This window comes from Bradyrhizobium sp. A5, from assembly GCF_042076515.1.
GTDB lineage: Bacteria > Pseudomonadota > Alphaproteobacteria > Rhizobiales > Xanthobacteraceae > Bradyrhizobium > Bradyrhizobium cosmicum.
In genome coordinates this window covers 3556571-3574277 of sequence record NZ_CP148990.1, presented here as the reverse complement: position 1 = coordinate 3574277, position 17707 = coordinate 3556571, and the positions used below count along the sequence as shown (strand labels likewise).

Sequence of the window (17707 nt, the reverse complement as noted above, 5' to 3'; positions counted from 1 at the left end):
CAGGTTGCCGTCCTCACGGACAGGGATGGCGCAGGCCGTCGTAGCCGAGATAGGTGCCGGAATACGGGTCGTAGGACCTGAAGCGTTGCGCGCAATAGCCAACCGCGTCGCCACCGACATAGGGGGCCGGAGCGACATAGGCCGGACCATAATAGCCCGGAGGGTAGCCGTAATAGCCATAAGGCTGCGTAGCACCAATAATTGCCCCGCCGATCAGCGCGCCAGCGATTCCCGCACCAATTCCAATGCCCGCACCACCATGATAGTGGCCACGCCAGCCGCGGCGATATTGCACCGTCTCCACCGATGGTGCCGCCGCGCTGCGCAGCATGAGCGCGGAGGTTGCCGGCGCCGCCGCGAGAGGCGCGACAAACCAAGGTGAGGCAGCGACGATGAACGCAAGAAGCACGGTCTTGGACGACTTCATGACAACTCTCCAAATACATTTCCCGGCCGCGCAGCTTTCTTCGGCGCAGCCGGCATGGTTGCAATAATGATCCGGGAGCGCCTGCGTGACTTGATCCAGCGCAACGTGAGCACGTATCGATTGAACAAACTTGGTTTTACTGATCGGAAACATTCGCAAAGCAGCGCAATGCTACGTAAGGATAACCGGACACTATCCTAGCTCTGAACGCGAGCATGCGTGCTGCTTCGGTCAATAATGTCGCTGATCGAACGGCCTTCGCGGATGAACCTTTCCGCCCGACAGCGGCACAAAGACTGGAAATTGCTCGATGTCCGCGGACATTTCATGAAATCGCTCGCCTTGCTCTGCCTGCTCGCCTTCGCCACATCCGCTTATGCGGCCACGCCGGAGCAGCACTATCTCGACCTGCGCGATCGCTACATCGCGAAGTTCACGAAAGCGGCGGAGAATGACGAGACCCTCAAACAGCACAATGCTGCGCTGGGGGAGTTGACAGGCGTGCTGCGCGGCCTCGTGGGACCGGTCACGATCAAGGGCCTGCCGGCCGCCGGCAAGTCGAACGTCGACACGCGCTTCAAGGACGAAACGGGCTTCGGCCATCTCGACGGGCTCGGTTTCGCCACAGAAGGTGACAAGTTGCAAGCCGTGGTGACCACGACCAATTTGCTCAAGCACTGGCTTGCCGAGCACCGCGAGGACGGTATGCCGCAGGAGATCGACGCGGCATTCAGGTCGGACCGCTTCTATTACTACGCGATCCAGGATGCGGCCTTCGCCAAATACGCCGAGCTTCCGATCACGAAGCCCGCATCAGCAAGTGTCGCTGTTGCCGTGCTCGGCGTACGCGGCAATGGCGATCTGAAGGGGCCGCCGACGGAAATCGACGTGGTCGCAATTCAGGGCGACAAGGTGTTCTTCCTCGCCACAAGCGACGCGGTAAAGACGGCTGAGATTCCGGCCTGCGAGAAGGTCTGGAAGCAGATGATGGCGCGGCCCGTCAACAAGAAGGACCCACACGGCGACATTGTCCGCGAAGATCAGGCCATGGATGCCTACACGAAGTGCTTCGCCAAGGAAGCGCCAAGCCAGGGCTGGTTCGCGGTCGCCGTCAAGAAGGCGCAGCGCCAGCTGGATCTGCTGCCGCTGCGGTAGCTTTGGCTTATATCAGCGAGCCTGACGCAGGGCTGCTTGACTTGGGTCAAACGGACTGGCGCAGGAGGTGCCAGAGAGGAGCAGCGTCAATAAGCGGAGCAATGTCAATGACGATCGCGAGCGTGATGGTCTATGTCGATCCCGAGCAGCAGGCAGAAGGTCAGGTCCGTGTCGCGCGGGACGTTGCAAACAAGTTCGGGGCCACTCTGATTGGCGTTTCCGCCGTCGCGGTCGAGCCGCCGTTCGTTGCGGAGGGCGTCATCATCCGGGAGACGACCGCGGAAGATCTGAAGCGGATCAAATCCACGCTCGCCGACAAGGAGCAATGGTTTCGCAGCGTGGCCGGGCTGCCGAAAGAACGGGTCGAGTGGCGCTGCAGCGTGGACTATCCAACCGCATTTCTGGCCGACGAAGCGCGATCGGCCGACCTGGTGGTGATCAAGCGGGCGCAACAAAATCTAAATCAATTCCATTTCGTCGATCCGGCCGAAGCGATGATGCGAATGGGGCGGCCGACACTGCTGGTGCCTGATCATGTTCCGGCACTCAGTGCCGATCGCATCCTGGTCGGCTGGAAAGACACGCGAGAGGCGAGACTGGCCGTGCGCGATGCGCTGCCGTTCCTTGCGAGAGCTTCGCAGGTGACCGTGGTCGAGATCTGTACGTCCGATGACCAGGACACGGCGCGGCACCGGGTCCGCGATGTGGCGAAATATCTGCAGCGCCATGGCGTGAAGTGCCAGGTCGATGTGCGCGTGCACATGGCCGAGGCTGATGCCCACCAGCTCGTGCGCTTGACCAGGGAAGAGGGCGCCGATCTGATCGTTACCGGAGGCTATGGCCACAGCCGGCTCGGCGAGTGGATGTTCGGAGGCATGACTCGCGGTCTTCTGAACGAGGCGCCGGTCTGCGTGATGATGTCGCACTAGCGTGTCACACGAGCCAGCCGGTTGCCTGGCAGTCTAGCATCGACTTGCGGGCCGATGGCGCTGAACGTGTCTCGGCTCCCTGGCTAGGAATTGCGATTCTGGAGACTTCGATGGCCATCAAGGACATTCTGCTCACCCTGACCAGCTATCCCGATCCGACGCCGGTTTCGGTGATTGACCGCGGCGTGTCGCTGGCTTCACTCCTTGGCGCCCACATCACGGCGATCTCCTGCGAGGTCCATGTGCAGGTTCCCGGCAGCTTCCTGTCCGGCGCCGGCAATCTCGGGGCGATCGTGGCCAGCGAGGCTCACAAGAGCAAAAGCAACGCACAGGATCTGCTTGCGGCCTTTGAATCGGCCGCCCGGAAATTGGGCGTGCTGCACGAGATCATTCTCGAAAATTGTCTGACATCCGAGGTGCCGGACCTTCTGGTGGAATACGCGCGGCTGCGGGATATCACCATCGTGCCGGTGCCGGAATCCTACGACCAATGGCATGCTGAAGCGATCATCTTCGGGGCAGGGCGACCAACCCTGGTCGTCCCGGAAGCGCCGGCCGCGCGCCCGGTCGAACTGAACAGGGTCATCGTCGCCTGGGACTTCAGCCGCGCCGCGGCACGTGCGGTCTCCGATGCCATCCCGCTCCTGGAGAAGGCTCGCGAGGTCTGCGTACTTACGGTCACCAACGAGAAGACCATTCCGAGCCGACGCTCGTCGTCCGAACTCGCCAAGAACCTGTCGCGCCATGGAATCGAGGTGGTCGTCGAGGAGGTCGACGCCGCAGGACGTGCCATCGGCGACGTTCTCGCAGCGCAGATTGCGGCCCGCAGCGCCGATCTCCTGGTCATGGGCGCCTACGGTCATTCCCGTCTCCGGGAGTTCGTGCTGGGAGGCGCGACCCGGAGCATCCTGACGAGGCCTCCGATTCCGGTGCTGTTCTCCCACTGATCAGCAACGCGACCCGCAAACGACGGCCAGCCCGATGTCCGTGGTGCCAATCCTCCAGGCGCTCTTGCTCCTGACGCTTGCAAATGGAGCGCCGGTCGTCGCCAAGAAGGTCTTTGGGTCTCGCTTCGCGTTACCGCTGGATGCGGGGGCATCGCTCTTCGACGGTCGCCCTGTGTTCGGCACCTCGAAGACCGTTCGCGGTATCCTTGCATCGGTTGTCGCAACTGCAATCGGCGCAGCTTTGCTTGGCCTGCACTACGAACTCGGCAGCCTGGTCGCGATCGTCGCTATGGCTGGAGATCTGTCCTCCAGCTTCTTGAAACGGCGCCTGAACCTTCCCTCCAGCAGCCAGGCGATCGGATTGGACCAGGTCCCGGAATCGCTGTTCCCGCTGTTGGCTTGTCGGGACGCGCTCTCGCTGAGCTACGCAGACATCTTCGTCGCGGTCTGGATCTTCTTCGTCGGTGAACTCGCGATCTCCCGCATCCTGTACATGTTGCGCATCAGAGATCAGCCCTATTGAGACGATCTGCGGTCCGGCACAGCCGGTGCAACGTGATTTCCGGCGGGCAGTTGAAACGTACGGCCACGACGCTGGACCCTGCGCCCACCGACGTATAGCCGACCATGTCGTGATAGCGCCAGGCGCCGGAGCCCATCCGGCGCGGCAACACCGAGTCGAGCGTGATGGGGATCGATCCCGGAAGGCAGACCTGTCCGCCGTGCGTGTGTCCGCTCAAGAGCAGATCAAAGCCGGCATGTGCCGCCTGTCGATAGATTTCCGGTGTGTGGGACAGCAGGATCGAGAATGCGCCATCAGGGACCTGCGAGCCGACCTTCTCGATGTTGTCCACCCTGAAATAGTGTGCATCGTCGATACCCGCGACAAATATCTCCTGATCGCCGCGTTTGATCGTCGCACACTCGTTTTGAAGCATCCGGATGCCCATCGCCTCCAGGCCCGGCAGCATCCTGATTGTGTCGTGATTGCCGAGCACGCCGAGAATTGGCTGCTTGAGGTGAGCCGTGACCCGGGCCATGCCTTCCAGTGCGGCATCGAACTCTCCGAACGTCTTGCCGCGATAGTCGCCGGTCAGAACGCACAAATCATAGTCCAGGCCGGCCACCAGCTCGACCAGGCGCCGCATGGCTCGCTGGCTCATATCGACATGAGTATCGCTGATGTGAAGGATCGTGAAGCCGTCGAACACGGCCGGCAAATGCGCGCATTCGACATCGTTGTGCTTGACGACGACGCGCTCGGCATTTCGGCGCCCGCGCCAATAGAGCCCGGACAGCTTCAGAATGCCTCGTATCAACGCATGAACGGAGTACCAGTTTTCGATATGAAAGAAGTTGAGGCCCTGGCCAAAGATCTGCGCCTCATGATCGGTCTCGATTCCAAGCCGCTGCCGGGCATGTATCCGCCCCAGGCGTTCTTCCAGTTTCGAAACCAATGCGTCGTCCATCTGATCTGCCTTCCGGTTCGCTGCGATCAATTGCGCGAACCCGTGGCCTTGTCATCCGCAGGGCATCGATCGACCTTGTCCAGAGCAAGAAGGAGCGATGCAACGCGGTTGGCCGACGCCGCCCATTCCGCAAGCTTCGGGTAGTTGTCCGTAAACCAGTTGCAGGCGCTTTGCACGGCAACGAAGGCTGCCGCCGCCTGGACGACTTCGCCAAGCAGCATCGTACCGGCAACGTATTTGGGCGTGCAGAGCAGCAGGCCGATCACCGGCGTCAGCAATGAATTGGTGTGAGATACCACCGTCAGGCGCACGAGTTGCCAGCAATAGGCCAGCCACGAGGCAATCACGGCCTTGAGCGCGGCGCCGGTCGCACGAATTCCATCCTCGCCGTTCGCCTCGGGTAACCTGTTCTCTCCACTTTCGCGCAAGTGCGTTCCGATGGCCCTTAGCTGGGCTTCCACCCGCTTGTTCTCCTCCAGGACGGGCGTCAGCTGGCGGCCGATCAGCATCGTCATGGCTGCCACGATGAGCGAATAGGCGGCGACGGCAACCACGAGATAGCCCGGAATGGTCAAGCTCACGCCCGCTGCTTCGATCGCGAGATTGCCGCCAACCACCCAGAGGATCCCGGTAAAGGTGGCCGCCGTCAGCAGAGAGGAAATGAGGCCAAGAATGAGGTCGACGGGCAGGTCCGTTGCCAGTCTGCCGTCCTCGGCGATCCGATATTCGGGGGCTTGGTAGTCTCCCGCCACGGCATTCAGTCGCACGAAGCGATCCCGCTCCAGCCAGTAGCGGTAGAGCTCGGTGCTGAGCCAGGCCCTCCATTTCCGCTGCAGCGTCATCCGCCCCCAGACGGAGAAGACGGCGAGCGAAAGGCTGGCCGCGACCAGCGGCATGAATCGCAAGGCCTGGGTGAGAAGCTCCTTCCCATCCTTGCGTTCGACCGCGTTGAAAAAATCGCGGTTCCAGAAGTTGAGCGAATACTGGGTCAGCAATTGCAGAAGAACCGTGGCAATGAGCAGCACGGTGAGAAGCCAGGCCCAGGCAGCTGACTTGCCTGCCCAGAAGCCGCGCGCATCTTTCCAAAAACGCAACAGCAGCTGCCGCTCGTTCGGCGGTTGATATCCCTGGTTGCTAGGCATGATCGCCGGCGATGGCTGTGACGTTCACGCTGGAAGCGAGGCGATGAACGTCGGCTCCGAGGCAAAGCCCGGTTCCCGGACTGAGCAGCGCAGCCGAACCACCGGCCACGCCATAACGCAGGGCGGTCTCGAGCGGTGCGCCCTCTGCGAGGCGCGACACCATCGCCCCCAGGAAGCTGTCACCGGCGCCGGAGACGCTGACGAGCTCGATAGGCAAGCCCTTTGCTCGCAAGGCGATGTCGCGCGTCAGGAGCAGGGCCCCGCTGGGGCCCATGGACAGAGCGATGATCTCGATACGATAGCGATCGAACAGGCGGCGGCCCGCCTGGATGAGCGAAGGCTCATCGGCGCTGCTGATCCCGGCCAGATCCTGAAACTCCCGAAGGTTGGGCTTGATGAGATAAACGCCCACATCCAAAGCGGCTTTCAGCGAGGCGCCGGACGTGTCCACGATGACCTTCGCGGGTCCTTTTGCTGCCTGGGCGACCCTGCCATAGAAATCAGGCGGGACACCGGGGGGCAGGCTGCCGCTCGCGATGACGAATGCAGCCTGCGGACTGATGCGCGCAATTGCATCGAGGCATTGCTGCCATTCGAATTCACTGAGCAAGGCGCCTGGAAAGACCAGCCGAAATTGCTCCCGGGTCGTCTCGTCGAAGACAGTGATATCTTCCCTTGTGTCGTTCGACGTCGGGATCACGATACTGCGGACGGCTTCGCGTTCAACCAATGCCGCAAGGGTTTGCCCGGTGGCGCCGCCGGCTGGATAGATTGCGGTCGCCTCGGCACCGAGCCGGTTCAGAACCCTGGCGACGTTGATTCCGCCGCCGCCGGGATCGCGCTGAGCTTCCGCGCAGCGCATCTTGGTGAAGGGCAGCATCTTCTTGACCGAAGTCGAGATATCGACAGCCGGGTTGATGGTCAGCGTCACGATCTGGACGGGCGGTGTCTCAGCCAAGGCCTTCGTTCTCCATCAGTGCGCAAAGGCCCTCGATCAACCTGCCATCGGACCAGACTCGCTGTGACGCGGCCGCCCTGGGATTTCCTCCGGCATTGGTAGGCACGCAGGTTCCGGGTGGTATTGAGATATGTCAAGCAGCCACGGCAGGACCATGCGATGGATTGATCATCCTTAGTCTGCTGCCGGGGTCTGCACTTGCGAAGAACGAAATGGGGAGGGGTCGTCGACGACGGCCTCAGCGGGAGCGGTTTCTTCCGCGTTGCCGAGCGCGATGGCGTGTTCTGGCTCGTCGATCCCGACGGCGGCCGCTTTCTCTCCAAGGGTGTGAATACCGTCCGCTTCGATCAGGACCGCATTGGCCAGACCGATCGCGCGCCCTACGCCGAGAACTGCCTGGCCAAGTACGGCAGCCTGCACACCTGGCGCGCGGCTGCTGCCGACCGGCTGGCAAGCTGGAACTTCAACACGGTCGCCTGTTGGTCGGACGAACGCGTTGCCGGTGCGGGGTCGCAATTGTTGGCGAATGCGCCGACCTCAGAGCTCGGCGCGTCCTTCCGCCTGCACCGGCGCGATCAGACTTTTCCGGACGTCTTCGATGCCGAATTTTCGTCGCATATCCGCGCCGCCGCCAACAAGCGTTGCGCCGGCTGGCGCAACGACCCCGGCTTGCTCGGCACCTTCATCGACAACGAGCTGTACTGGTCGCCCGACTGGCGCGGGACTGACGAACTGCTCACATTATTCCTGAACCTGCCGTCTCATCGTCCGGGCCGGGTTGCGGCCATCTCGATGATTCAGGCACACTACAGGGAGTTCTCCCAATTCAACGCCGTATGGCGCACGCCGGCGCGATCATGGGAAGAGCTTGCAAGGATCGAACATGTCGTGGCGCCGTTTATCAGAATGCGGCCCAGCGCCGTGAACGACGCGCTCGAGACCCGTGCCAATCTCGCCGATCCCGCGCGCGAGGCGTTCTCTGCAGATTGCGATGCCTTCGTGGCCGTCGTCGCCGACAAATATTTCGAGCTGTGCTCCGCGGCGATCAGGGCGGCCGCCCCCAACCATCTCGTGATCGGCTCCCGATTCGGATATCAGCCGCTGAGGGGCGTGATTGCCGCAGCCGGCCGCCACCTCGATGTGATCTCCTTCAATTGCTACGATTTCGATCCCGGCCCGGTCATCGATGCGTATTCCGCAGCCGGCAAGCCGTGCCTGATCTCCGAATTCTCCTTCCGCGGCGACGACGCCGGCTTGCCCAACAGCAGAGGGGGAGGGCCGCGGGTGGCCACACAGGTCGAGCGCGCCCGCGCCTTCGAGCGATACGTGTCGGCCGCGCTGAGCAAGCCGAACGTGGTCGGCTATCACTGGTTCGAGCATGCCGACCAGCCGGTCGAGGGCCGCTTCGACGGCGAGGACTCGAATTTCGGCACGGTGACCATCGAAGACGAGGTTTACGACGAGTTGACCAGGACGATGACCAAGGTCAATGCCGCAGCCGAGCGCATTCACGCCGCTGCCGTCCCGGCGGTCATCTGATCGTTGCAACGAGCCGAAGCGTCAGGCGCCTGATTTGGCCGGGTTGGTTTCGGCATCGAGCACCACGGCCATCGTACGAAACACGCTGGATGGGTTGACGCTGATCGAGTCGATCCCGAGCCCGGTCAGATAGCGCGCAATCTCCGGATAATTCGCCGGAGCCTCGCCGCAGATGCCGACATGGCGACCGTTGCGCTTGGCACCGACCACGGCCAGCCGGAACATCTCCAGCATTCCCGGATCGCGCTCGTCAAAGTCAAAGGCCACGATATCGGAATCCCGGTCCACGCCCAGCGTGAGCTGGGTGAGGTCGTTGGACCCGATCGAGAAGCCGTCGAACAGTTCCGAGAACGCATCGATCTGGATGACGTTGTTCGGAATCTCGCACATGACATAGATTTCGAGACCGTCTTCGCCGCGCTTCAGTCCATTGGCGGCCATCGTCGCGATCACGCGCCGGCCTTCCTCGACGGTTCGGCAGAACGGCACCATGATGCGCAGATTGGAAAGACCCATCTCCTTTCGCACCAGGCGGAGCGCCGCGCACTCCAGCGCAAATCCCTCGGCGTAGGCGGGGTGGCTGTAGCGAGACGCGCCGCGGAATCCCAGCATCGGATTCTCTTCCTTCGGCTCGAAGCCTTCTCCGCCAACCAGGCTGGCATATTCGTTGGTCTTGAAGTCGGACAGCCGCACGATCACGGGCTTTGGATAGAAGGCCGCGGCGATGGTGCCGACGCCTTCCGCGAGTGTCTGAACGAAGAAGTCGCTCGGGCTCTTGAAGCCCCGCGTCAGACGTGCGATCGCGGCTCGCGCCTTGGCCGACTTGACCTTGTCCGGCTTGAGCAAGGCCATCGGGTGAACCCCGATATGCTCACTGATGATGAACTCCATGCGGGCGAGGCCTACACCGGCCTGCGGCTGCATCGCCGTCCGGAATGCCATCTCGGGCGTTCCGACATTGACCATGATGGCCGTGCGTGGCTGCCTGAGCTCGCTCGCCGGCGTCCTCGTCACGTCGAAGGCAACCGATCCCTGATAGACGCTTCCGACATCTCCTTCGGCGCAGCAGATCGTGACTTCAGTCCCGGTCTTGATCTTTTCGGTCGCGCCTGTGGCGCCCACAACGGCGGGGATTCCCAGTTCTCGCGCCACGATCGCTGCATGGCAGGTGCGACCGCCCTTGTCGGTGATGATGCCGGACGCGATCTTCATGACCGGCTCCCAATCGGGGCTGGTGGCCGGCGCAACCAGGATCTCGCCCGGCTTGAAGGCGGCGAGGTCGCGCGCGGTCGCGACACGGCGCGCACGTCCCGACGAGATCTTCTCCCCCACTGCACGGCCGCTGACGATGACCGGGCCGCGTCCCTTCAGATTGTAGGTCTCGTAGAAACTCGCCGAACGCCGCGAGGCAACCGTCTCGGGCCGGGCCTGGATGATGTAGAGCTTTCCGTCGACGCCGTCCTTGGCCCATTCGATGTCCATCGGCATCGCAACGCCGGCGTGTCTGGAGTAGTGGGCTTCGATCAGGACCGCGCTCTCGGCGAGGCTCAGCACTTCCGGATCGGAGATACAGAACTGCTGGCGTTCGGCTTCGGGGACGTTGCGGGTGAGCGTCGCGTGCTCGCCGCCACGCTTGCCGTAAATCATGCGGATCTGCTTGGCGCCGAGCCGGCGTCGCAGTACACGGCGATATCCCTGGCTCAGCGTCGGCTTGTGGACGTAGAATTCGTCCGGATCCACCTGGCCTTGCACGATGGTCTCGCCGAGGCCGTAGCAGCCTGTGATGAACACCACGTCGCGAAAGCCGGATTCGGTATCGAGCGTAAAGACGACGCCGCTGGCCGCCAGATCGGAACGGACCATCTTCATCACGGCGACGGAGAGCGCGACCTTGAAATGATCGAAGCCGTTGTCGATGCGGTAGGAGATCGCGCGATCGGTGAAGATGGACGCAAAGCAGCGCCGACACGCTTCGAACAGATCCTTGGGCCCGCGCACATTGAGAAAGCTCTCGTGCTGGCCTGCAAAGCTCGCCGTCGGCAGATCCTCGGCGGTCGCCGAGCTGCGCACCGCGACAGCAACCCCGGTCCCGGCCTCGCGTTCGAGCTGCCGATACGCCTCCACGACCTGCTCGCGAAGGAGGGGGGTGTCCATCGCCCCGTAGATGATCTTGCGGGCCTTGGCGGCCTTGCTGGCGAGTTGCCTGATGTTGCTCTTGTCGATCCCGTCGATCAGCTTGTGCAGTTCGTCCGCGACGTTGCCCCGCGACAGCGCGTCGCGATAGGCGTCGGCCGTGATCGCAAAGCCGTTGGGGACGGCAATCCCCTGTGACGCGAGGGCGGAGTACAATTCGCCCAGCGAAGCGGTCTTGCCGCCCACCAGATTGACGTCGGCCAAGCCGAGTTCAAGGAAAGATTTGATGTATTTCGACATGGAGGCAGCAAATCACGTGCTGGCCTTCCACGCTTGAGGCAGGTCAAGGCCTGCAACAAACCGAACGCGGTTGCGGCGCTACGCCGAAAATTCGACGGACCGGCCGGCATCATCGATGAGATGGACGCGGTCGATGTCGGCACGCGGCAGCAACGACCGAATCTCGTCCTCCGGCATCAGGCTGAAGGCCGTCGACAAGGCATCCGCCGCGGTGGCGCTGCGGGATACGGTCGTCACGCTGTGATAGCGGAGGGCACATCCGCCCGTTCGGGGATCGAACAAATGGTTGAAGCGCGCCCGGGCGTCGAACTGGAAGCCGTAGCTGCCCGAGGTGGACACGGCGCGATCGACGATCGGCAGCGTTGCCTTCATCTGGCCTGCGACGTCCGGATCGGCGATGCCGACTTCCCATGGTCGTCCGTCCGGACGCGCCCCGATGGCCCGGGGTTCGCCCATGTCGACCAGGCTGTGGGAGATGCCGTGAGCCCGCAGCAAGTCCACCACCTTGTCCGTGACATAGCCTTGCGCGATCCCGTTCAGAGTAACGGCCATGCCGCGGGGCATCACGATACGATCGCGACTGACCGTCAGACGGCCGCTGCCGACGCGCGCGAGCGCAGCATGGACCTGCTCCGCCGCCGGGCCGGCGGGGTCCGCGTCATCTCGCGCGAAATGGCTGGCATAGAGGTCCCACAACGGCTGCACCGTGACATCGAACCGGCCGCCTGTCAGCCTGGAGTAGTGTTGCGAGGTCGATAGCAGATCGACCATCTCGGCGGCGGGATCGACCAGAATGCCGGTGCGATTCAGTTCGACCAAGGCAGACTCGTTCAGGTAGAGGCTGAACAGCCGCTCGAGCCGGCGCGCCTCGGCACAAGCGAGCGCTATCAGCCGCTCCGCTCGGCTACGGTCTTCCCCGTGAATCTCCATCGTCGCGACCGCCCCCAGCATCGTGCCCCGCCAGACGGTCGGCGCGACGTCGGCGCGAGCAAGGCGGTTGGTGGTCAGCAGGCCAATGCCCGCGGCTGCGGCGCTGATCCGGATGAATCGTCGGCGCGTCGGCGTTGGCGTCATGGTGATCTCCCTGATCGATCGCTCGACGACCCGCCGGTCGCTTCGGACGCCGCGCCGCTGTTGATATTGGCGGACGTCAGGACATAGTCCCGGGGCACATCGCCGAAGCCGACGATCCGGCCGCCGTTTTCGCCCGCGAACTTCTCGGCTGCCGCCCGGTCCGAGAACGGAACGGCTTCGTCCCCGCCCATGCCGCTCTTGACCCGGCTTTCAATCACGAACAGCGCCTTGCGCGCCTCGACCCAGTTGTCGGAGCCCGGCTTGTCCCAACTCGGCGCCTTCGCCATGTCAGAGACGTAGATCGCCAGGATATCCTTCGGCTCGTCCGGCAATTGGGTGAAAGCGAGCGTGTCGCGCGCGGACGAGAACCAGACCGGCTCCATCAGGCTTGCGACGAAGATCTGGCCCTTCGGTCCGGGGTGCTCGAGCACGTTCATGCCGCAATAGTGGCCGATGTCCTCCGCGGTCATCCGATGCGGCGGCGGGATCTTCGCGACCTGCTTCTCGTTGCAGCCCGCGAGTGCGAGCGGCAGCAACAGGGCACAGGCTATGGTCCATCGTCTCATAGCTCTCTCCGGGAGAAAGCGAGCGCGGCGAGTCCGAGCGGAACCAGGGTCCAGCAGAGCAGGGCGGTCAGAAGGACAGGCACCGTCAGCGACGTGGTTTGCGCGAGGCCGGCCATGCCGGCGAATGTGCTGACATTGGCGAACCCGGTCAGGTTGATCAGCCGGTAGCTGTCCGTCGGATTCGAGAGGAGCAGGGCGTTGAGCGCGGTCGCCGAGATGTTGCGCCCCTGGTCGAGCGCAAGCACGCCGAGGAGTGCCATGTCGTAGATCAGCACCAGAAACAGCCACAATCCAATGCAGATACCGGCTGCCGTTCCGCGGTCGCGCACGAGCGCGCTGACCAGGTATCCGATCGCCACGAAGGTCGCGCCCAGCAGCACGGAGGAGCCGATCATGGCCACGAAGGCCAGAAGACTATCGGCATCGATCTGGCTGCCCGTCGCCGCCAACGCTCCCACGGCAAGCCCATAGCCGAGGCAGGTTGCGAAGGCGAGAACGGCGAGATGGCCCAGGAACTTGCCGAGCAGCACCTGCCATCGCGCGACCGGATAGCTGAGCAGCAACAGCATCGTCCCGCGCTCCATCTCGCCGACGATGGCGTCGTGGGAAATCAGAAGGGCGATCAGCGGAACGAGAAAGATCGTCAGGCTCGACAGGCTCACGATGACCACGTCGAGCGTGCGAACGCCGACGTTGCCGGTTGGCGCGCTGCCGAGAAAGCTCAGTGACAGGGCGAGCCCGGCGAGCAGGAGCGTTGCCGCCAGCACCCAGCGATTGCGGATGGCCTGGTGGATTTCCTTGGCCGCGATGATCAGGACATTCATGACGCCTGCTCCGATTGCCGGAGGAAGTGAGCGTAAAGCTCGTCGAGGGTCGGCGGGACCACATCGACGTCCTCCACGGAATTGCCCGAGGCCGTGGCGCGGTGCAGAAGCTCGATCTTCCGCTCCGGCGCGGCGTCGATCTCGACGATGTGGCCGTTCAGGCGGCGGCAGGTCGCATCCTTCGGCGCCCACCCCGGCAGCTCGCTCGGCGCGAGGCCGGAAACCTTGAGACGGATCCTGGTGGGCAACCGGGCGAGGCGGCGCAGCTCCTCGATCGATCCGTCCGCGACCTTGATGCCGCGGTTCATGATGATGACCCGGCCGGCGCGCTCCTCGAGCTCGGTGAGCGCGTGTGACGACAGCAGCACGGTCGTGCCGCCGGCGGCGAGCCGCTGGATGACGTCGTAGAAGGTCTGGCGCAGCTCCGGGTCAAGCCCGGTGGTCGGCTCATCCAGCAGCAGCACACGCGGATGCCCGATCAATGCCTGCGCAAGTCCCAGGCGCTGGCGCATGCCCTTCGAGTAGGTGCCGACGCGGCGGCGGCTGGCCGGTCCCAGTCCGACGTTGTCGAGCAGATCGAGCGCCTTGCTCACCGGCTCGCGTTTCAGCCTGGCGTAGAAGGCCTGCGTCTCGCGGGCGGTCAGCGCTGCGTCGAAGGAGACATTCTCGGGCAGGTAGCCGAGCTGCTGACGGCCCGCGAATTCGCCGGCGGCGGGATTGTCCCCGAGCACCTCGATCGAGCCGCTGGTCGGCCGGATCAGCCCGAGCATCAGTTTCATGAGCGTGGTCTTGCCGGCGCCGTTGTGGCCGATCAGGGCCACCAGTTCGCCCTGGTCGAGCTCGAACGAAGCGCCACGGACGGCCTGGACGCTGCCATAGTCCTTGGTGACGTCGCAGATGCGCACCGTCCTCGTCATCGGACCTCCTCGGCCTTGCGGCGCGGGGGCGGGGATATCAGAGGGTGGCTGTCAACGACCCCGCCTGGCAGCAGAGCCGGAAATTGCGCCTGCGCCCAGCGGATCACCTGGACGGCGGGGCTGTTGATGAGGACCTTCGCAGCGGGCGCCGTCCACAGCACGCGGTCGATGAGATCGTTCGGCCGGTAAGCCGTGTCGGCGATTCCGTCGCCGTTGAGGTCGAACGCCGGATTGTCGCTCCAGTAATTGCCGCGTCCGCCGGTCGACCAGTCCAGGTGCCGGGTGCCGACATATTTCACCTGGTTGGCGTTGTTGACGAAGGCGTTGCCGGTGATTTCGTTGCCTTCGGAGCCGGCGGTGAAGTGCACCCCGATGGCGCAGCCTTCGAACCAATTGTTGCGGAACTTGTTGTGATTGGTGTTGTAGATGAACACGCATTTCTCGGGGCCGCTGCGAAGCGAGCGCCCTCGCATCGGCTCCGGAAGCATGCCGGGCTCGTCGGCCGCGCCGTCTTCCATCCCATCCATCGTCGCGCTCAGCGGGCCACCCGTGACCCGGTTGCCGTCGATGTCGGCGTAGTTTGCGTAGTTGAACAGAAATCCGTGGTCGCGGTCATGGTCGGAGATGTTGCCGCGGATCACCAGCCGGTTCGAATACATGATCGCGTATCCGACATGGTTGCCGATCGAAACGTTTCCGCTGACTTCCGTGTCGTTGGTGTACATGTAGTGGATCGCGAAGCGGACACGCTCGAAACGGTTGTTGAGGAAGCGGTCCTTGCTGCTGGAGATCGAGAAGATGCCGTCGCGGCCGTAGCGGAATGTGTTGTCCGCAATGGTGACGTCGGGCGCATTCCAGAGCGAGACGCCGTTGCCCGCCTCGCTGAGACGCCCACCGCGCAGCCCCTCGATCTCGTTGCGGACGACCCGGGAGCCCCGGGCGCCATGCACGTAGACGCCGAACAGATTTCCCGTCAGCCGGTTGTCCTCGATCTTCGCGCGTTCGGCCGTCTTTTGCAGGAAGATTCCGGAATTCATCGCCTGCAGATCGCGGCCGGATCCCCGGATGGTGACGCCGCGCACGGTGACGTCGGGGGCACTGACCGTGATGACGTTGTCGGCACCGTCGCCGTCGAGCACCGCTCCCTGCCGGCCGACCAATTCCAGGGAACGATCAATCCGGATCGGGCCGTGATATTCCCCGGGAGCGAGCTCGACGACGTCGCCCGCGCGCGCGCCATCCAACAACGCCTGCAGCGGACGGCCAGGCGCAGCCGTCAACGTCTCCGCGTTGGCGAAGCCAGACAACCCGGCGGCGACCAGCGCCGCCGGAAACATGCGTGACAATAAGCCCACAAGGTCGCTCCTGTCAGACCGACTTCGGCTCGACGAGCATGCGGCCCTTCATCTCCATGTGCATGGCGTGGCAGAACCAGGAACAGTAATACCAGTAAACGCCCGCCTTGTTGGCCGTGAACGAAACGGACGCGGTCGCCATCGGCGCGACTTCCATCTGGATGCCGTAGTTGACGATGCAGAAGCCGTGCGTCAGGTCCTCGACCGCGTCGATATTGGTGACGAAGACGGTGACTTCGTCGCCCTGCTTGACCTGGAACTGTTCGAGGCCGAACGCCGGTGCGGTCGATGTCATGTAGACCCGCACCTTCTTGCCGTCGCGAATGACCTTCGAATCCGCCTCGAGATTGATGCCGTCCGCCTTGGCCTGCTTGACCGCATCCGCGAACATCGGATCCGCGCGGTCCCAGATCGAGATCGGGTTGATCTTGGAACGGTGGACGATGGTCGCGTCATGCGGTTCGGCGAAGCTCGGGCCGTCATGCACCAACTTCATCTGATCGCCCGAAATGTCGATCAGCTGATCGTTCTCCGGCTTCAGCGGTCCGACGTTCAGGAAGCGGTCTTTCGAGAACTTGTTCAGCGAGATCAGCCATTTCCCGTCGGCCTCCTTGGTCTGGCCCATCGAAGTATGGTTGTGGCCGGGCTGATAATGGACGTCGAGCTTCTGGAGGATGGGATTGACCTTCTCACCCTTGAAGGCCCGCTTGGCGAGATCGATGTTCCACTTGCAGACCTGACTGTCGAGGAACAGGGTCGTGTAGGCGTTCCCCTTGCCGTCGTAAGCGGTATGCAGCGGGCCGAGGCCAACCTCGGGCTCCGCGACGACGACGTCGCGCGGTTTGATCTTGTCATCGAACAACTGGTCGAACAGGCGCACGTCCATCACGGTCACGGTGGGCGAGAGCTTCCCGGCCGCCACGATATGAATCCCGTCCGGAGCCGTATTCATCCCGTGAGGATTGTTCGAGACAGGAACGTAGCGGGTGTAGGCCGAGCCCTTGCGACCGTCGATCACGGGCACGCCGTTCATTTCCTTGAAGTCGCCCTTCTTCACGGCCTCCTCGATCCGCTTGAGGTTGAAGATGACGACCCAGTCCTGCTCGTTGGCGGTCATCTCCGCCAGCGTGACGCCTTCTTCGGCGTTGTAGCAGGTCGCGAACGCGTACTTGCCCTGGTAGTCGGCGTCGACATTGTCGAGATTCCCGCTGACGATAACCTGCCAGGCCACCTTCATCGTGTCGCCGTCGACCGCGCTGAGCATGGAACGATACTGTTTGGGATCGTCGAGAATCTTGCCGTCGTTGGGCAGGGGTACCCCATCCTCGCCATTGGCGAAAACATAACCGGTGCGCGGATATTTCTGCACTCTCAAGCCGTGGACCGTATGCTGGTTCGGCAGTTCGATGATCTTGTCGCACTTCATGACGTCGAGCCGCACGCGGGCAACGCGGCTGTTGGCCTTGTCGTTCATGAAGGCGTAGCGCCCGTCATAGGTGCCGTCCGTGAACGAGATGTGCGGGTGGTGGAGGTCGCCGTTCAGGTAGGTGCCGCCGCGGTCCTTGAGGAATTCGCGGGTCATGGGCTGCAGTCCCTCAGTCAGAACCTTGAGGCTTTCATTGGTCTGGCCCCAGCCGGTCGCGCTGCAGCGGTTGAACACCGGAACACGCATCAGTTCACGCATCGAGGGGAGGCCGACGATCCGCATCTCGCCGGACTGGCCGCTCGAGAAGAACACGTAGTATTCGTCGAGCTCGCCGGGCGCCACTTCGGCCTTCTGTACCGCCGGTCGTGCCGGCGGCGCCTTCGGTGCTGCCGTCTTCGTCTGGGCATCGGCCGTCGACACGAACCCGCCGCCATCCTTCATTGCCGCTCCACCAGCAAGGCCCACGCCCGCCGCGGCTGCAGTCGTTCCCAGCACGGTTCGTCGACTGACGCCCTTTGCTCTTTCGTTATCACTCATGATTGCCTC

16 protein-coding genes are annotated in these 17707 nt (G+C 63.3%); 5 read left to right on the top strand and 11 right to left on the bottom strand.

The genetic code is table 11. From position 1 onward, the window contains the following. Positions 1-13: 13 nt before the first annotated feature. Entirely contained in the window at positions 14-427 is a 414-nt protein-coding gene (locus WHZ77_RS17090; RefSeq protein ID WP_375309009.1) for a BA14K family protein, read from the bottom strand. 327 nt (positions 428-754) lie between these two features. On the opposite strand from WHZ77_RS17090, the gene WHZ77_RS17085 reads away from it, so the two are divergent. The 4 genes from WHZ77_RS17085 (at position 755) to WHZ77_RS17070 (ending at position 3981) form a co-directional block, all read left to right on the top strand. Continuing rightward, positions 755-1582 carry a hypothetical protein gene (locus WHZ77_RS17085; RefSeq protein ID WP_375309008.1) on the top strand — a complete coding sequence of 276 codons (828 nt, stop codon included), beginning with the start codon at positions 755-757 and terminating at the stop codon, positions 1580-1582. Between the two features lie 125 nt (positions 1583-1707). After that, positions 1708-2511: a universal stress protein gene (locus WHZ77_RS17080; RefSeq protein WP_375309007.1), complete on the top strand. Its 804-nt coding sequence runs from the start codon at positions 1708-1710 to the stop codon at positions 2509-2511. A 110-nt stretch (positions 2512-2621) separates the two neighbouring features. Next, positions 2622-3458 (top strand): universal stress protein, encoded by an 837-nt coding sequence (locus WHZ77_RS17075; RefSeq protein ID WP_375309006.1) that lies wholly within the window; start codon positions 2622-2624, stop codon positions 3456-3458. A 34-nt stretch (positions 3459-3492) separates the two neighbouring features. Continuing rightward, positions 3493-3981 (top strand): CDP-archaeol synthase, encoded by a 489-nt coding sequence (locus tag WHZ77_RS17070; RefSeq protein ID WP_375309005.1) that lies wholly within the window; start codon positions 3493-3495, stop codon positions 3979-3981. Here WHZ77_RS17070 and WHZ77_RS17065 read toward each other — a convergent pair. Genes WHZ77_RS17065 through WHZ77_RS17055 form a run of 3 tightly spaced genes read right to left on the bottom strand, consistent with a single transcriptional unit; the run spans position 3962 to position 7027 of the window. After that, positions 3962-4927, bottom strand: a complete 966-nt coding sequence (locus WHZ77_RS17065; protein ID WP_375309004.1) for a metallophosphoesterase — start codon at positions 4925-4927, stop codon at positions 3962-3964. The genes WHZ77_RS17070 and WHZ77_RS17065 overlap by 20 nt on opposite strands. Before the next feature lie 26 nt (positions 4928-4953). Then, on the bottom strand, positions 4954-6069 hold the full coding sequence (locus tag WHZ77_RS17060; RefSeq protein WP_375309003.1) for an SbmA/BacA-like family transporter: 1116 nt from the start codon (positions 6067-6069) through the stop codon (positions 4954-4956). After that, positions 6062-7027 carry a 1-phosphofructokinase family hexose kinase gene (locus WHZ77_RS17055; RefSeq protein ID WP_375309002.1) on the bottom strand — a complete coding sequence of 322 codons (966 nt, stop codon included), beginning with the start codon at positions 7025-7027 and terminating at the stop codon, positions 6062-6064. The genes WHZ77_RS17060 and WHZ77_RS17055 overlap by 8 nt, the downstream gene beginning before the upstream one ends. A gap of 198 nt (positions 7028-7225) precedes the next feature. Here WHZ77_RS17055 and WHZ77_RS17050 point away from each other — a divergent pair, with 198 nt between their 5' ends. Further along, positions 7226-8566 carry an agarase gene (locus WHZ77_RS17050; RefSeq protein ID WP_375309001.1) on the top strand — a complete coding sequence of 447 codons (1341 nt, stop codon included), beginning with the start codon at positions 7226-7228 and terminating at the stop codon, positions 8564-8566. 21 nt (positions 8567-8587) lie between these two features. Here WHZ77_RS17050 and ppsA read toward each other — a convergent pair whose 3' ends face one another. The 7 genes from ppsA to nosZ form a co-directional block, all read right to left on the bottom strand. After that, positions 8588-10999: a phosphoenolpyruvate synthase gene (gene ppsA, locus WHZ77_RS17045; protein ID WP_375309000.1), complete on the bottom strand. Its 2412-nt coding sequence runs from the start codon at positions 10997-10999 to the stop codon at positions 8588-8590. Positions 11000-11077: 78 nt separating this feature from the next. Beyond that, the gene (locus WHZ77_RS17040) at positions 11078-12073 is read right to left on the bottom strand and encodes an FAD:protein FMN transferase (RefSeq protein WP_375308999.1); all 996 of its coding nucleotides are present in this window, start codon (positions 12071-12073) and stop codon (positions 11078-11080) included. Next, the gene (locus WHZ77_RS17035) at positions 12070-12639 is read right to left on the bottom strand and encodes a nitrous oxide reductase accessory protein NosL (protein WP_375308998.1); all 570 of its coding nucleotides are present in this window, start codon (positions 12637-12639) and stop codon (positions 12070-12072) included. Before WHZ77_RS17035 ends, WHZ77_RS17040 begins: the two co-directional genes overlap by 4 nt. Beyond that, entirely contained in the window at positions 12636-13463 is an 828-nt protein-coding gene (locus WHZ77_RS17030; RefSeq protein WP_375308997.1) for an ABC transporter permease, read from the bottom strand. The genes WHZ77_RS17035 and WHZ77_RS17030 overlap by 4 nt, the downstream gene beginning before the upstream one ends. Next, the gene (locus WHZ77_RS17025) at positions 13460-14380 is read right to left on the bottom strand and encodes an ABC transporter ATP-binding protein (RefSeq protein WP_375308996.1); all 921 of its coding nucleotides are present in this window, start codon (positions 14378-14380) and stop codon (positions 13460-13462) included. Before WHZ77_RS17025 ends, WHZ77_RS17030 begins: the two co-directional genes overlap by 4 nt. Next, a complete protein-coding gene (locus WHZ77_RS17020; RefSeq protein ID WP_375314746.1) occupies positions 14377-15717 on the bottom strand; it encodes a nitrous oxide reductase family maturation protein NosD in 1341 nt (446 codons plus the stop codon). Before WHZ77_RS17020 ends, WHZ77_RS17025 begins: the two co-directional genes overlap by 4 nt. Positions 15718-15748: 31 nt before the next feature. Continuing rightward, positions 15749-17698, bottom strand: a complete 1950-nt coding sequence (gene nosZ / locus WHZ77_RS17015) for a TAT-dependent nitrous-oxide reductase (RefSeq protein WP_375308995.1) — start codon at positions 17696-17698, stop codon at positions 15749-15751. Positions 17699-17707: the final 9 nt, after the last annotated feature.

Bases quoted from the DNA above. Each gene is read 5' to 3' on its own strand.
- ppsA (WP_375309000.1), bottom strand. From the start codon at position 10,999: ATGTCGAAATACATCAAATCTTTCCTTGAACTCGGCTTGGCCGACGTC.
- WHZ77_RS17035 (WP_375308998.1), bottom strand. From the start codon at position 12,639: ATGAGACGATGGACCATAGCCTGTGCCCTGTTGCTGCCGCTCGCACTC.
- WHZ77_RS17070 (WP_375309005.1), top strand. From the start codon at position 3,493: ATGTCCGTGGTGCCAATCCTCCAGGCGCTCTTGCTCCTGACGCTTGCA.
- WHZ77_RS17040 (WP_375308999.1), bottom strand. From the start codon at position 12,073: ATGACGCCAACGCCGACGCGCCGACGATTCATCCGGATCAGCGCCGCA.
- WHZ77_RS17090 (WP_375309009.1), bottom strand. From the start codon at position 427: ATGAAGTCGTCCAAGACCGTGCTTCTTGCGTTCATCGTCGCTGCCTCA.
- WHZ77_RS17060 (WP_375309003.1), bottom strand. From the start codon at position 6,069: ATGCCTAGCAACCAGGGATATCAACCGCCGAACGAGCGGCAGCTGCTG.
- WHZ77_RS17085 (WP_375309008.1), top strand. From the start codon at position 755: ATGAAATCGCTCGCCTTGCTCTGCCTGCTCGCCTTCGCCACATCCGCT.
- WHZ77_RS17025 (WP_375308996.1), bottom strand. From the start codon at position 14,380: ATGACGAGGACGGTGCGCATCTGCGACGTCACCAAGGACTATGGCAGC.
- WHZ77_RS17065 (WP_375309004.1), bottom strand. From the start codon at position 4,927: ATGGACGACGCATTGGTTTCGAAACTGGAAGAACGCCTGGGGCGGATA.
- WHZ77_RS17080 (WP_375309007.1), top strand. From the start codon at position 1,708: ATGGTCTATGTCGATCCCGAGCAGCAGGCAGAAGGTCAGGTCCGTGTC.
- nosZ (WP_375308995.1), bottom strand. From the start codon at position 17,698: ATGAGTGATAACGAAAGAGCAAAGGGCGTCAGTCGACGAACCGTGCTG.
- WHZ77_RS17030 (WP_375308997.1), bottom strand. From the start codon at position 13,463: ATGAATGTCCTGATCATCGCGGCCAAGGAAATCCACCAGGCCATCCGC.
- WHZ77_RS17075 (WP_375309006.1), top strand. From the start codon at position 2,622: ATGGCCATCAAGGACATTCTGCTCACCCTGACCAGCTATCCCGATCCG.
- WHZ77_RS17020 (WP_375314746.1), bottom strand. From the start codon at position 15,717: ATGTTTCCGGCGGCGCTGGTCGCCGCCGGGTTGTCTGGCTTCGCCAAC.